This is a genomic window from Pseudomonas palmensis (genome assembly GCF_017848315.1).
In the GTDB taxonomy this organism is placed as follows: domain Bacteria; phylum Pseudomonadota; class Gammaproteobacteria; order Pseudomonadales; family Pseudomonadaceae; genus Aquipseudomonas; species Aquipseudomonas palmensis.
The window spans coordinates 63301-76598 of the sequence record NZ_JAFKEC010000023.1 but is presented as its reverse complement, the minus strand read 5'-3'; the positions used below and the strand labels follow the sequence as shown (position 1 = coordinate 76598).

Below are 13298 nucleotides of genomic sequence, written 5' to 3'. Positions count from 1 at the left end.
TTCTCTGGGCGGGTGGGCCATGGTGCTGCTGCACGATGATGCGCAGGGCGTGCCGATCGGTCAGTTGCTCGCCCGGCCGCGGCCGGTGCCGGTGCTTCAGCTGATCGATGCGGTCAAGGCACGGCGCTGGCTCACGCTTGAACAGCAGGGCGACTATGGGCTGGATTTCAAGGGGGTCAGCGCCGTTGGCAAGGCGCCAGGGTATCGATACCCGTTCCTGAAGGATGCGATGGACTACTAACCGACGAGCTGTACAAAAACCCTGCTTGAGCAAAGGGCATTGCTGGACTTAACTGCATCAGGTGCAGTGCATTCCCATAACCACAACAAGAGGCAATGCAATGGGAAATCCAAGCAAGGCAAGCAAGCCGGACAGCAGTGTCGATGCGTGGGCGATACTCTGCCTGATTGTACTGGTGGTCGTGACGGCGGTTTACTGGGTCAGTCACCAATAGGCCAAGCCGCAAGAGCGAATCAACCCGCTCTTGCGGACATGCCGGTACAGCACCACCCTCAAGCCTTCAGCAAAGCCTCCGGTGCCTCGGCAGGCACCGGTCGCCCGATGGCCTGCTCGACCCGGCGCGCCACCACCGGGTCATCGGCAAAGGGTATGAGGCTTGCCTGGTCATCCACCTGGTCGCTATGGCGCCTGAGGCAGGCGCTGGTGATCAGGTAGAAGAACACCAGTCCGGTCACGCAATACAACCCATATGCCCAGCCGTTCATTCGCTGCCCCTTACGCCATCTGCGCGTTGTCCAGTGCCAGTTTCGGGTCTGCCACGCGTACCGTGCGCCAGGTGTTCCAGGCCATCAGCAGCATCCCGCTCAGGAAGCACACGCCACCGACGAAGCGCACGATGAAGCCCGGGTGGCTGGCCATCAGTGCCTCCACGAACGAGTAGGTGAGGGTGCCGTCGTCGTTGATCGCGCGCCACATCAGGCCCTGGGTGATGCCGTTGACCCACATCGAGGCGATGTACAGCACGGTACCTATGGTGGCCAGCCAGAAGTGCAGGTTGATCAGCCCGATGCTGTACATCTTCTCGCGGCCGAACACCTTGGGAATCATGTGGTACAGCGCGCCGAAGGTGATCATCGCCACCCAGCCCAGAGCGCCGGCGTGTACGTGGCCGATGGTCCAGTCGGTGTAGTGCGACAGGGCGTTGACGGTCTTGATCGCCATCATCGGGCCTTCGAAGGTCGACATGCCGTAGAACGCCAGCGACAGCACCAGAAAGCGCAGGATCGGGTCGCTGCGCAGCTTATGCCAGGCGCCCGAGAGGGTCATCATGCCGTTGATCATGCCGCCCCAGCTCGGGGCCAGCAGGATGATCGACATCGCCATGCCCAGCGACTGCGCCCAGTCGGGCAGGGCGGTGTAGTGCAGGTGGTGGGGGCCTGCCCAGATGTACAGGGTGATCAGCGCCCAGAAGTGCACGATCGACAGGCGGTAGGAATACACCGGCTTGCCGACCTGCTTGGGCACGAAGTAGTACATCATCCCCAGGAAGCCGGTGGTCAGGAAGAAGCCCACCGCGTTGTGGCCGTACCACCACTGCACCATCGCATCGGTGGCCCCCGCGTACACCGGGTAGGACTTGAACCAGCTGACCGGAATCGACAGGTGGTTGACCACGTGCAGCATCGCGATGACCACGATGAAGGCCCCGAAGAACCAGTTGCCGACATAGATGTGCGTGCCCTTGCGGCGCAGCAGGGTGCCGAAGAACACCACGCCATAGGCCACCCACACGATTGCCATCCACACCGCGCCGGTGAATTCGATCTCGGCGTATTCCTTGGTGGTGGTAAGGCCCAGGGGCAGGCTCAGCAGCATGATCACGATGGTCGCCTGCCAGCCCCAGAAGGTGAAGGCGGTCAGCCAGTCGCTGTAAAGGCGTACCTGGCAGGTGCGCTGCACCGCGTAGTAGCTGGCGGCAAATTGCGCGCTGCCGGCGAAACCGAAGATCACCAGGCTGGTGTGCAGGGGGCGCAGGCGGCCGAAGGTGGTCCAGGGCAGGTCCAGGTTGAGCTCCGGCCAGACCAGTTGCGAGGCGATCCATACGCCCATGGCCATGCCGACGATGCCCCACACCACCGTCATGACCACGAACTGCCGGACCACCTTGTAGTTGTAGGCCTGTGCCTGTTGATGAGTACTCATGGCTGTTTATCCGCGTTTCCTTCCTAGCCCACCCCCCGACGGGACGAGCACAGGCGCTGACTCTAGAAAGCCTGCCGCAGACAAAACAGACTCAGAAACAGGCCTTATATACGGATCAGATAAAAGCCCTGTATTCATTGGGCAAAAGCGCTACTGATCTGTAACAGGTGCGACATTTGAACGCTGTTATGCGGCCTAAATCGCCGTCAACGGGGTGACCATCGGCCGCAGCCAGGGTTCATTGGAATTATCTTGACATCACCGCGAAACGCAGTAGAGAATTTCACAAACTTTGCGCGCAAAGTTTTGCAGGCAGGGGCTTTCTGTCGTTGTTGCAGGCGTTGCGCGATCCGATACGACACTTAACGCGCCAGGGCTAACGGGACGACGCAGGTGCGCATCCCGCGCACGCATTCGGCACCGGAAAATATAATAACGAAGGGAGCAACAGATGAAGCTTTCCAAAGAATTGGTCCTCCAGGCAAAGGCGACATTCGGTACGCCTACCTACCTGTATGACGAGGCGGTGCTGCGCAGCAGTTTCAATGAACTGCGCGACGCCTTGCCCGACTGCGTGGATATCTTCTACGCGCTCAAGGTCAATCCGAATCTGTCGCTGGTGAAGCTGATCCGTTCGTACGGCGGCAACACCGAGGTCTGTTCGCTGGGCGAGCTGGAAATCGCCCTGAAGGCGGGCGTTGCACCCCAGGACATCATTTTCCTGGGCCCCTACAAGAAGCCCGAGGAACACCGCCGGGCGCTGGAAGTGGGGGTGTTCGCCATCGTCGTCGAATCCGAAACCGAACTGCGCGCGCTCTCTGCCCTGGCCGGCTCGCTGGGCTGTACCGCACCGGTGGCCATTCGCATCAATCCCAATTTCTCGGCCTCGGGCTCGCCCTGGAAGATGGGCGGGCGCCCGACCCACTTCGGTATCGAGGAAGACACCGCAGTGGCCAATTTCGGCCAGTACCTGGCGCTGCCCAACCTGCATATCAAGGGCATTCACGTCTACAACGGCACCAAGATCCTCGACGCCCAGTCGGTGTATGACAATGCCAGCTACATCCTCGACCTGTACCGCAACCTCACCCTTCGCTACGACCTGGACCTGAGCATGGTCGACGTCGGCGGCGGCCTGGGCATCAAGTACTACGAGAACGAAAAGGAACTCGACACCCGTCAGCTCAAGCAGCTGCTGGCGCCGCTGTTCGACAGTTTCCATCGCCAGTTCCCGCGTACCCGCATCATCGTCGAGTCCGGCCGTTTCGTGGCCGGCAAATGCGGCGCGCTGCTGGTCACCGTCGACAACATCAAGCACAACCACGGCAAGACCTTCGCCGTGACCGACGGCGGCACCAACTGCCACGGTGCCGCGGCGGGCAGCGGCCAGGTGCTCAAGCGCAACTTCCGCATCGTGCACGCCACCGGCAGCAATGGCGCGCCGCTGCGCGAGTACCATATCTCCGGCCCGCTGTGCAGCCCCGACGACCTGCTGGGGCGTGACGTGCGCATCGAGACCCTGAGCGAAGGCGACCTGCTGGCGGTGACGGCCTCCGGTGCCTATGGCCCCACGGCCTCGCCCACCCTGTTCCACAGCCATGGTCACCCGGCCGAGGTGATCGTCAGCCACGGCCGCCTGTTCCTGGCCAGGGCCCGTCAGACCGCACTGGAGATCCGCGACAGCCACGCCGACGTGGCGCTGGACGACATGCTCGCCGCCCCGGCCAGCGCACCTGTCGCCAGCAGCGCACCGGGCGTGACGGCCAGCGGCGCCACGCAGGCGCAACTGATCGAGATCCTGCGGGTGGTGCTCAAGCTGCCAGCCAGTACCGAGGTGCGTGCCGACTCGCACCTGCGTGACCACCTGGGGCTCGACTCGCTCACCTCGATGGAGCTGCTGGTCAGCCTGGAGGACGAGATCGAAGGCTTCTTCGTCAACCCCGACACCATTGCCCCCGGGCACTTCAATACCGTGACGACGCTGGCGCAGTACATCGACGCCAACCGCCAGAACGCCCCCGAAACCGCCTCGCAAGGCCAGCCAGAGGTACAGTATGAGCCGGTCTAGCGTGCTCCTGCAGCAGGTACTGGAGGCCAGCAACGGCCTGTACCCGCGCAAGGCGGCAGTCATCTATGCCGATGAAACCTACACCTATGCCGACCTCGACGATTCCAGTTCGCGGCTGGCCTCGGGCTTGCAGGCCTGTGGCCTGCAGCGTCAGGAACGGGTGGTGCTGTGCCTGGGCAACCGGGTAGAAACCATCTGTGCCTTCTGGGGTGTGCTCAAGGCCGGTGGCGTGGTGGTCAATGTCGGCCTGGAGACCCACGCCGAGGGCCTTGACTACATCGTGCGGGACGCCGAGGCCTCGGTGCTGATCACCACCTCGGAGAAGTTCGCCAGCCTGTCGGTGGACACCCCGAGCCTGCCGTACCTGCGCACCATCGTGCTGCTGGACGGCGAGGCCGACTCGGCGCTGACACGCACCTTCGAGGGTGTGCTGGTGCAGGGCAACGGAGCTCCGGTGCCTTGCGGCACGCTGGACCTGGACCTGGCCGCGATCATCTATACCTCCGGGTCCACCGGCGAGCCCAAGGGCGTGATGCTGACCCATCGCAACATGCTCGCGGCGCTGTCGTCGCTGCACACCTACCTGGGCTACAACGACAGCGACCACGTGCTCTGCTCGTTGCCGCTGTCGTTCGACTATGGCCTGTACCAGATGATCATGGCGCTGAGCGCGGGCGCCACCCTGGTACTGGAAAAGGAATTCACCTGGCCGATCTTCCTGATCAAGAAGATCCGCCAGTACCAGATCACGGTCATCCCGTTCGTGCCCACCATGCTCATGCTGCTGCATGAGTACGCGAGCAAGCGCAACGCCAGTTTCGAGCACGTGCGCATGGTCACCAATACCGGCGCGGCGCTCAAGCCGCCGCACATTGCGCAGATGAAGGCGCTGTTTCCGCAGGCGCAGATCTTCTCCATGTACGGCCTGACCGAGTGCAAGCGCTGCACCTACCTGCCGCCAGAGGACATCGACAGCAAGCCGGGCAGCGTCGGCATCGCCATTCCCAACACCGAGTTGTGGCTGATCGACGAGCACGGCCAGCGCATCGACCAGGCCCACCAGGTGGGCCAGTTGGTGATTCGCGGCGCCACGGTCATGGCCGGCTACTGGCGCAACCCGCAGGCCACGGCGAAAAAGCTCAAGCCCGGCCCCTATCCCGGGGAGAGCGTGCTGCATACCGGCGACTACTGCCACCTGGACGAAGACGGCTACCTGTATTTCGAAGGCCGGATGGACCACGTGATCAAGTCCCGCGGCATGAAGGTCAGCCCGGCGGAAGTGGAAGACTTCTTCTATGCCATGGCAGGCATCGACGCGGCAGCGGTGGTCGGTGTCGAGGATGCTGCGGCCGGCGAAGGGCTGTGGGCTTTCGTGACCTTGAGCCAGGGCGTCACGCTCAGCGCCGAGCAGTTGCTCGAACGCTGCCGCGCCGGGCTCGAGCCGCACAAGGTGCCACTGGCAATCAGTATCGAGCTCACCTTGCCGCGCACCGCCAACGGCAAGTTCGACCTCAAGCAGTTGCAACACACGGCACGCTCGGCGCAGCTGGCGGCCGCCGGCTGACAGGCGCTGCGGGTGTTGCCCGTTACCTCGAAACAGTGCTTACGCAGGGAGTATCTACATGCGTCTTGGCAATAAAGGCAGGGACCAGACCCTGGACGTCAACGGGCAGACGTTTGCCCTGCGGGTCTGGGGCGAGGAGGGGGCTCATCCGGTATTGGCCGTGCATGGCTGGCTGGACAACGCCGCCTCGTTCGAACAGGTGGCGCCGTACCTGAAGGATTGCTTCGTGGTGGCACCGGACCTCGCCGGGCACGGACGCTCGGACCATCGGCGTGCCGACAGTGGCTACTATCTGTGGGAACATGCCGACGACATGAATACCCTGGTCGAGTGCATGGGCTGGAAGCGCTTTTCGGTGATCGGCCATTCCATGGGCAGCGGCATCGCGTCGATCCTGGGGGCGATGAACAAGTCCATCGACAGCATGATCTTCCTCGATGGCATGGGCGCTCCGTTCACCATCGCCGAAGAAGACACCGTGGAGCACCTGAAGAAGGCCCATCGCCTGATGCGCCTGGCCCTGCGCACCCGCCTGCATGGGTTCTCGGCCCCCGACAGCGTGCAGTTCAGCAGCGTCGAGGCGGCGGTCAACGAGCGGCGCAACAGTATAGACGGCCTGCTCTCGCCGGCCTCGGCACGCCTGCTGGCCATGCGCGACCTGCTCAGCGTGGGGGATGGCTACCGCTGGCGTCACGACCCGCGGCTGGTGCTGCCCGAACCGATGCAGCTGACCGAGCGTCAGGCCTGCGACTTCCTGCGCCAGATCAGTTGCCCGCTGCATGTGATGCTCGGGCGCCAGGGCCTGTTTGCCGGCCCGGAATTCGACAAGCGCAAAAAAGCGTTGCCCTGGGCCAGCCGTGTGCACTGGCATGATGGCGGGCACCATTTTCATCTCGAAGCGGCAAGTGACAGCCTGATCGCACAGATCAACACCGCCCTTGCGCAAAGCGAGCAGGGCCCGGTGCGACGAATAGCCAATGAGTAACGGAGTAGGCGTGTGAAAGAGTTCTGGATTGCCCCGTCGATGCTGGCGGCCGATTTTGCCCGGTTGGGCGAGGAAGCCGAGCGGGTTCTGGCTGCCGGTGCCGACGTCATCCACATCGACGTGATGGACAACCACTACGTACCCAACCTGACCATGGGGCCGCAGTTCTGCAAGGCCCTGCGCAGCTACGGCATCACCGCGCCGCTGGATGTGCACCTGATGGTCACCCCCGTGGACCCGATGATCCAGGCATTTGCCGAGGCGGGTGCCGACTACATCTCGATTCACCCCGAGGCCACCGTTCACCTGGACCGCTCCCTGCAACTGATCAAGGATCTGGGGTGCAAGGCGGGCCTGGCCTTCAATCCGGCCACAGGGCTGGAGGAATGCAAGTATGTGTTCGACAAGCTCGACCTGTTGTTGCTGATGTCGGTCAACCCCGGCTTCGGCGGGCAGTCGTTCATCCCGGCGGTCTTGCCCAAGATCGAAGCAGCGCGCAAGCTGATCGATGCCAGTGGCCGTGACATCCGCCTGGAAGTGGATGGCGGGGTCAACCTTCACACCATCGGCCAGGTCGCTGCGGCCGGTGCCGACATGTTCGTGGCCGGTACGGCGATCTTTTCCCAGCCCGATTACCGCGCCACGCTCCACGCCTTGCGCAGCACGATTGCCGATGCCGCCCCGCGGCGCCAGTCATGAGCTGTGCAGTGAATTTCGCGAACCAGCATGAGTTACCCGTCCTTGCACAATAATACGTTTATCAAGGCCTTGCTGCGCCAACCCACGGCGCATACGCCTGTCTGGCTGATGCGCCAGGCCGGCCGCTACCTGCCCGAGCATCGTGCCCTGCGTGCCAGGGCCGGCTCGTACCTGGACCTGGTGAAGAACCCGGACCTGGCCACCGAGGCCAGCCTGCAACCGCTGCGCCGTTTCAGCCTGGACGCCGCCGTGGTGTTCGCCGACATGCTCAGCCTGCCCGACGCCATGGGGCTGGGCCTGTATTGCGTGAACGGCGATGGCCCGCGCTTTCGTCACCCCTTGCGTGACGAGGCGGCCATCGAGCGCCTGCGCGTACCCGAACCCGAGGCGCTGGAGCACACCTACCAGACCCTTGCCCAGGTGCGTCACGAACTGGAGGGCAAGGTGCCGGTGGTGGGCTTTGCCGCAAGCCCCTGGACCCTGGCCTGCTACATGGTCGAGGGTGGCCCGCCGGGCGACTGCCAGTTGATCAAGAAGATGCTGTACCGTCGCCCGGAACTGCTGCACCGGTTGCTCAAGGTGCTCGGTCACGCGGTGGCTGCCGACCTCAATGCACAGATCGAGTCCGGCGCCCAGGCGGTGATGCTGGTGGACAGCTTCGGCGGTGTGCTGGCCGACGCTGCCTATCGGCGTTTCTCCCTGTATTACCTGCGTGAAGTGCTGGCGCGCCTGCACAAGACCCAGCATGGCGTGCGCATTCCCTCCATCGTGCATACCCGTGGTGGCGCCCAGTGGCTCAGCCCGCTGGCCGACAGCGGCGCCGATGCGCTGGGCCTGGACTGGACGTGTGACCTGGCGCTGGCACGCCAGCTGGTGGGCAACTGCGTGGCGCTGCAGGGCAACCTCGACCCGGCCGTGCTGCTGGCAGACGAGGCGAGCATTCGCCGCGAGGTGCGACGCACCCTGCAGACGTTCGGACCACCAGCGGCCGGTTTCGGCCACGTGTTCAACCTGGGGCAGGGCATTTCGCCGGCCACTTCGCCAGAGGCGGTTGCAGTACTGGTCGACGCGGTGCATCACTACAGCCGCGTCGCGGGAGGTGTGCATGCTTGACCCGACGTTCGACTTCGACAAGATGCTGTGTTTCTCGCTGTATTCGACAGCCAACGCCATGGTTCGGGACTATGCCGAACCGCTCAAGCGACGTGGCGTCACCTACCCGCAACTGCTGGTGATGGCCGGGTTGTGGGGCAAGGATGATGTGTCGATCAGCGCCTTGAGCGAGCTCACCCTGTTCGACCTGGGCACGTTGACGCCAATCGTCAAGCGCCTGGCGGATGCGGGGTTCATCACCGTGTACCTGGATCCCAGCGACCGACGCCGACGCAACCTGCTGCTGACCGACAAGGGCCGTGAGCTCAAGGCCGAGGCGGCGCAGGTGTTCAGCAACATGGCGTGCAAGATCGACCTGGGCGAGGGCGAGGTGGAGCAGGTGCTCAACGTGTGCCACCGGATCCGTACCCGCCTGCGCTGACCCGCACCCATTCGCCAGCAAGGCCTGCTCCTGTAGGAGCCAGCCTTGCTGGCGAACAGCCACACCACCCACCACATTGGCACACCCGCCAACCACCCTGGCAGCCAGCGAAACATCCCGCCTGCGGCGGCGCCATACACTCTCCTGGGATGTTCCCAACCATAACAAAAGGAGTGTTCATGACTGCCGGCACCGTAACCCTGCTAGCCAGTGTCCAGCGTTTTCTCGGACGCCAACACGGCCTGTACATCAATGGCGGCTGGCGGCCGTCCACCTCCAGCCAGACCCTTACCGTCTTCAACCCGGCCAACGGCCAACCCATTGCCGTGACCCCCGATGCCAGCGCCGAGGATGTCGACCAGGCCGTGCAATCGGCGCATCGGGCATTCGTCAGTGGCGTGTGGGCGCGCCGCGCCCCGGCCGAGCGCGAGCGTATCCTGCTGCGCTACGCCGATTTGCTCGAACAGCACGGTGAAGAGCTGGCTCAGCTCGAAACCCTGGAACAAGGCAAGTCGATCAACATCGCCCGCGCCTTCGAAGTCGGCAGTACCCTGAACTGGATGCGCTACACCGCCGGCCTCACCACCAAGATCTGCGGGCGCACCCTGGATGTGTCGATCCCGGTGCCCGAAGGCGCCCGCTACACCGCCTATACGCGCAAGGAGCCGGTCGGCGTGGTGGCTGGCATCGTGCCGTGGAACTTCCCGCTGATGATCGGCATGTGGAAGGTGATGCCCGCCCTGGCGGCCGGCTGCTCGATCGTCATCAAGCCCTCCGAGATCACCCCGTTGACCTTGATGCGCATGGCCGAGCTGGCCACCGAGGCCGGCATCCCGGACGGCGTGTTCAACCTGATCACCGGCAGCGGCAGCGTATGCGGCAGCGCCCTCACCAGCCACCCGCGGGTGGCGAAGATCAGCTTTACCGGCTCTACCGCCACCGGCAAGCACATTGCCCGTTCGGCAGTCGACCGCCTGACGCGCCTGTCACTGGAGCTGGGTGGCAAGAACCCGGCCATCGTGCTGGCCGACGCCGATCCGCAGCAGGTGATCGAAGGCCTGATGATGGGCAGCTTCCTCAACCAGGGGCAGGTGTGCGCCGCCAGTTCGCGTATCTATGTCGAGGCGCCGCTGTTCGACCGCCTGGCAGCGGACTTCGAGCAGGCGATCAAGGGGCTGAGCGTAGGCCCGGGCCTGGACCCCAGTGCGCAGATCAACGCCCTGGCTTCCGGCGCGCACCAGCAGTCGGTGCAGGCCTACCTGGCCGATGCCCGCGAGCAGGGCGCGCAGATCATCAGCGGTGCCAGCGCGCCGGATGCCAATGGCTACTACGTCAGCCCGTCATTGATCCTCAACCCCGACGACAACCTGCGCCTGACCCGCAGCGAAGTGTTCGGCCCGGTGCTGAGCCTGACCCGCGTGGCCGATGTGGAAGAAGCGCTGGCCCGCGCCAACGACAGCGACTATGGCCTGACCGCCAGCCTGTGGACCACCAGCCTCAAGTCGGCCATGGACCTCACCCCGCGCATCGAGGCCGGCACCGTGTGGGTCAACAGCCACACCCTGATCGATGCCAACATGCCGTTTGGCGGCTTCAAGCAATCCGGTACCGGGCGTGATTTCGGCGTCGACTGGCTGGACGCCTTCACCGAGACCAAGTCGGTGTGCATCCGCCACTGAGGCGGCTGGCAGGCCGCAGGCGCTCAGCTGTAGCGCTTGCGGTACTCGCCGGGCGATACGCCAAAGCGCTGCTTGAACGCGGTGGTGAAGTAGCTGCTGTTGGAGAAGCCCCAGGTGTACCCCAGCGCCGACAGCTTGAGGGTCGACTGCGGGTTGCGCAGGGTTTCGGCGCAGATGTCCAGGCGCCGGTTCTTGATGTACTGCGCGATCACCAGGCCCTTCTTGGCGAACACCCGGTACAGCCCGCGCATCGACACGCCGATGTCGCGCGCGATCATCTCCGGGCACAGCGCCTCGTCGGCAATGTGCGTCTCGATCAGCGCCAGGCTTTTGCGAAAGATGCGTTCATGCGGGTCGGGGTTGCTGTCGCTGCCGCACAGTGCCGGGCGCATCAGGCTGATCAGCGCATCGATCACCGCTTCGCTTTCGGCCAGGCTCACCTCGTCCAGCTGGGTCGAGGACAACAGCATCTGCTGGGCGAGCAGGGCGACCGGCGAGCCGGCCGGGATCTTGCGCCCGATCTCCACCGGGGTGAAGCGCAGCAGCTGGTCGACCCGGTCGTGGGGCAGTATCAGCGAGATCTGCTGGGAGGTATCGCCAAAGGTGAAGTCGCTGGGGCGTGCACTGTCGATCAGCAGGATGTCCCCCGGCATCAGCACTTCGCGGGCGTCGTCCTGGGCCATGTTGGCCATGCCCTTGAGCTGGAACACCGCAAAGTACTTGTGTTCGCTGCTGCGCTGCACCTCGCGCGGCGTGCGCAGCAGCCGCGCGTGAGAGCTGCTCACGTGACTGAAGCGCAGGGCGCCCAGCTGGCGGGGGCGAATCTCACCGCTGAACGCATCCCCCAGCGCGGCACCGTCGAACTCGCCGCAGGCATGGTTGATGTCGGCCAGCCATTGCTGGAAGTGCTGCTGGGCAGTAGCGGTATTCATGGGTCACACCTCACACCTGGCATTGTTGTTAGGGTGCATGTGATGGCTGGGGGCACGCGCTGCAGGTTAGCGCAGCCCGCCGAAGCGCCGGTAGAAGTTTTCGCTGGCATCGGGCAGCGGGCCGTCTGCGGTTTCCATCGCACTGCTCAGCCACTGTTCGGCCGGGGCACAGGTCAGTCGGTACAGGTTGCGGCACAGCTGGCGTGCGGCGCGGCCCTCCCAGTCGCCCGGCAGCAGTTCGTCGGGCAGGTGCGGGTCGCGCAGCAGCAGCTTGCGGTACTCGTGAATCAGCAGCAGGCGCACCATGAAGCAGTCCATCGGCTGCAGGCTGTCCTGCTCGCGCAGCGCCTGCCACACCGGGCGAAACAGCTGGATGAACTCGCTGTACTGCGCCCCCAGTTCCTCGATACGCCAGCTTTCGCGCACCTGGGCACGCAAGGCGCGGGAGGCCATCACGTCCTGGCCGGTGGTCTCGAACAGGATGGTGTCTTCCAGCGCGTCCAGGTCCAGCAGGGTGGCGTTGATGTCGGTGCGGTCGGCCCGCGGGCTGGCCAGCACCACCGGCGAGATGGCGCCAAAGCCCTGCCATTCGAGCTCTTCGCGCACCTGCTTGCGCTTGTCGGCAGACAGCTGGGTGAGCATCGCCAGGTGCCAGGAGCCATCCCACTGCGGCACCACCGAGCTGTACACCCGCTTGAAGGCCTTGTCGAAACGCCGCCGCCCGGCACCGGTGAGGCTGTAGTAGCTGCGCCGGCCGACCTTTTCGGCGGTCAGCCAGCCTTCCTTGGTCAGGCGGAACATCGAGGTGCGGATCAGCCGCTCGTTGATGCCGAAGGGCTCGAGCAACTGGATCAGGCTGCCCAGCCACACGGTGCCGCCGTGGGGTTCGATGGCATCGCCATACAGGGTGACGATCAGCGAACTGGCACGGATCGGGATCTGTTCCTGGAAACGGGTGACGAGCTGATTGAGGGGCGCGAGCGACGACATGGAGGATCCGCTGGGTGAAACCCCGGAATATAACTGCCGTTTGTCCTTCAAGGCCAGCGTTGCCGCCGGCACTTCAGGCCGTGTGGTTTTTCGGGCGGAACGTACTGTCGCTGACACGTCTGCGGTCCTGTTCGGGTTGGCTCAAGGGGCTGCATTCCACCATCTGCTCCAGGCAGCGCCGGGTCAGTGCGTGGTACTCGCCCGTGCCGCCCTGCTTCCAGTGCACTTCAGCGTCGCTCAGGCTGCGTTTGACCTGGGCCGGCGAGCCCACCACCAGCGAGCGGGGCGGGCAGTCGAAGCCGGCCTTGACGAAGGCGGTGGCGCCGACGATCGAGCAGGCGCCGATCACGGCGCCGTCCATGACCACCGCATTCATGCCCACCAGCGCATCGGCACCGATGCGGCAGCCGTGCAGCACGGCGCCGTGGCCCACGTGCCCGTTGCGCTCGATCACCGTGTCGCTGTCGGGGAAGCCGTGCATCACGCAGGTGTCCTGCAGGTTGGCGCCCTGTTCGAGAATGATGCGTCCGAAATCGCCGCGCAGGCTGGCCAGCGGGCCTACATAGCAGTCGGGGCCAACGATCACGTCGCCAATCAGCACCGCCGAAGGGTGCACGTAGGCGCTGGGGTCGATGACCGGGGTGATTCCGCCAAGGCTGTAGCAGGTCATGTCGGTTTCCTGT

The 13298-nt window shown here is 64.5% G+C and carries 12 protein-coding genes and 1 pseudogene; 8 read left to right on the top strand and 5 right to left on the bottom strand.

The annotated features are described in order from the left end of the window. Positions 1-241: pseudogene (locus JZZ72_RS14390) on the top strand (LacI family transcriptional regulator); the annotation flags it as partial. Between the two features lie 272 nt (positions 242-513). Here JZZ72_RS14390 and JZZ72_RS14385 read toward each other — a convergent pair. Next, positions 514-726 carry a hypothetical protein gene (locus tag JZZ72_RS14385; protein ID WP_054915446.1) on the bottom strand — a complete coding sequence of 71 codons (213 nt, stop codon included), beginning with the start codon at positions 724-726 and terminating at the stop codon, positions 514-516. 10 nt (positions 727-736) lie between these two features. Then, positions 737-2164: a cytochrome-c oxidase, cbb3-type subunit I gene (ccoN, locus tag JZZ72_RS14380; RefSeq protein ID WP_210014633.1), complete on the bottom strand. Its 1428-nt coding sequence runs from the start codon at positions 2162-2164 to the stop codon at positions 737-739. 451 nt (positions 2165-2615) lie between these two features. On the opposite strand from ccoN, the gene JZZ72_RS14375 reads away from it, so the two are divergent. From JZZ72_RS14375 to JZZ72_RS14345, 7 genes are all read left to right on the top strand, one after another. After that, complete coding sequence (locus JZZ72_RS14375; protein ID WP_210014632.1) at positions 2616-4232, top strand: phosphopantetheine-binding protein; 1617 nt, start codon at positions 2616-2618, stop codon at positions 4230-4232. Beyond that, positions 4219-5796: a class I adenylate-forming enzyme family protein gene (locus JZZ72_RS14370; protein ID WP_196932349.1), complete on the top strand. Its 1578-nt coding sequence runs from the start codon at positions 4219-4221 to the stop codon at positions 5794-5796. Before JZZ72_RS14375 ends, JZZ72_RS14370 begins: the two co-directional genes overlap by 14 nt. Positions 5797-5854: 58 nt before the next feature. After that, the gene (locus tag JZZ72_RS14365) at positions 5855-6781 is read left to right on the top strand and encodes an alpha/beta fold hydrolase (RefSeq protein ID WP_210014631.1); all 927 of its coding nucleotides are present in this window, start codon (positions 5855-5857) and stop codon (positions 6779-6781) included. A 12-nt stretch (positions 6782-6793) separates the two neighbouring features. Beyond that, positions 6794-7480: a ribulose-phosphate 3-epimerase gene (rpe, locus tag JZZ72_RS14360; protein WP_043863018.1), complete on the top strand. Its 687-nt coding sequence runs from the start codon at positions 6794-6796 to the stop codon at positions 7478-7480. A 27-nt stretch (positions 7481-7507) separates the two neighbouring features. Further along, positions 7508-8593 carry a uroporphyrinogen decarboxylase gene (hemE, locus tag JZZ72_RS14355; RefSeq protein WP_054915444.1) on the top strand — a complete coding sequence of 362 codons (1086 nt, stop codon included), beginning with the start codon at positions 7508-7510 and terminating at the stop codon, positions 8591-8593. Beyond that, the gene (locus JZZ72_RS14350) at positions 8586-9014 is read left to right on the top strand and encodes a MarR family winged helix-turn-helix transcriptional regulator (RefSeq protein WP_043863016.1); all 429 of its coding nucleotides are present in this window, start codon (positions 8586-8588) and stop codon (positions 9012-9014) included. The genes hemE and JZZ72_RS14350 overlap by 8 nt, the downstream gene beginning before the upstream one ends. Positions 9015-9193: 179 nt before the next feature. Further along, a complete protein-coding gene (locus JZZ72_RS14345; protein WP_210014630.1) occupies positions 9194-10693 on the top strand; it encodes an aldehyde dehydrogenase family protein in 1500 nt (499 codons plus the stop codon). A gap of 23 nt (positions 10694-10716) precedes the next feature. Here JZZ72_RS14345 and feaR read toward each other — a convergent pair whose 3' ends face one another. From feaR to paaY, 3 genes are all read right to left on the bottom strand, one after another. Next, the gene (feaR, locus tag JZZ72_RS14340) at positions 10717-11625 is read right to left on the bottom strand and encodes a transcriptional regulator FeaR (protein WP_104573051.1); all 909 of its coding nucleotides are present in this window, start codon (positions 11623-11625) and stop codon (positions 10717-10719) included. A 66-nt stretch (positions 11626-11691) separates the two neighbouring features. Beyond that, complete coding sequence (gene paaX / locus JZZ72_RS14335; protein ID WP_054915441.1) at positions 11692-12615, bottom strand: phenylacetic acid degradation operon negative regulatory protein PaaX; 924 nt, start codon at positions 12613-12615, stop codon at positions 11692-11694. 73 nt (positions 12616-12688) lie between these two features. Further along, a complete protein-coding gene (gene paaY, locus JZZ72_RS14330; RefSeq protein WP_043863012.1) occupies positions 12689-13285 on the bottom strand; it encodes a phenylacetic acid degradation protein PaaY in 597 nt (198 codons plus the stop codon). Positions 13286-13298: the final 13 nt, after the last annotated feature.

Bases quoted from the DNA above. Each gene is read 5' to 3' on its own strand.
- JZZ72_RS14385 (WP_054915446.1), bottom strand. From the start codon at position 726: ATGAACGGCTGGGCATATGGGTTGTATTGCGTGACCGGACTGGTGTTC.
- ccoN (WP_210014633.1), bottom strand. From the start codon at position 2,164: ATGAGTACTCATCAACAGGCACAGGCCTACAACTACAAGGTGGTCCGG.
- JZZ72_RS14375 (WP_210014632.1), top strand. From the start codon at position 2,616: ATGAAGCTTTCCAAAGAATTGGTCCTCCAGGCAAAGGCGACATTCGGT.
- JZZ72_RS14370 (WP_196932349.1), top strand. From the start codon at position 4,219: ATGAGCCGGTCTAGCGTGCTCCTGCAGCAGGTACTGGAGGCCAGCAAC.
- JZZ72_RS14365 (WP_210014631.1), top strand. From the start codon at position 5,855: ATGCGTCTTGGCAATAAAGGCAGGGACCAGACCCTGGACGTCAACGGG.
- hemE (WP_054915444.1), top strand. From the start codon at position 7,508: ATGAGTTACCCGTCCTTGCACAATAATACGTTTATCAAGGCCTTGCTG.
- JZZ72_RS14350 (WP_043863016.1), top strand. From the start codon at position 8,586: ATGCTTGACCCGACGTTCGACTTCGACAAGATGCTGTGTTTCTCGCTG.
- JZZ72_RS14345 (WP_210014630.1), top strand. From the start codon at position 9,194: ATGACTGCCGGCACCGTAACCCTGCTAGCCAGTGTCCAGCGTTTTCTC.
- feaR (WP_104573051.1), bottom strand. From the start codon at position 11,625: ATGAATACCGCTACTGCCCAGCAGCACTTCCAGCAATGGCTGGCCGAC.
- paaX (WP_054915441.1), bottom strand. From the start codon at position 12,615: ATGTCGTCGCTCGCGCCCCTCAATCAGCTCGTCACCCGTTTCCAGGAA.
- paaY (WP_043863012.1), bottom strand. From the start codon at position 13,285: ATGACCTGCTACAGCCTTGGCGGAATCACCCCGGTCATCGACCCCAGC.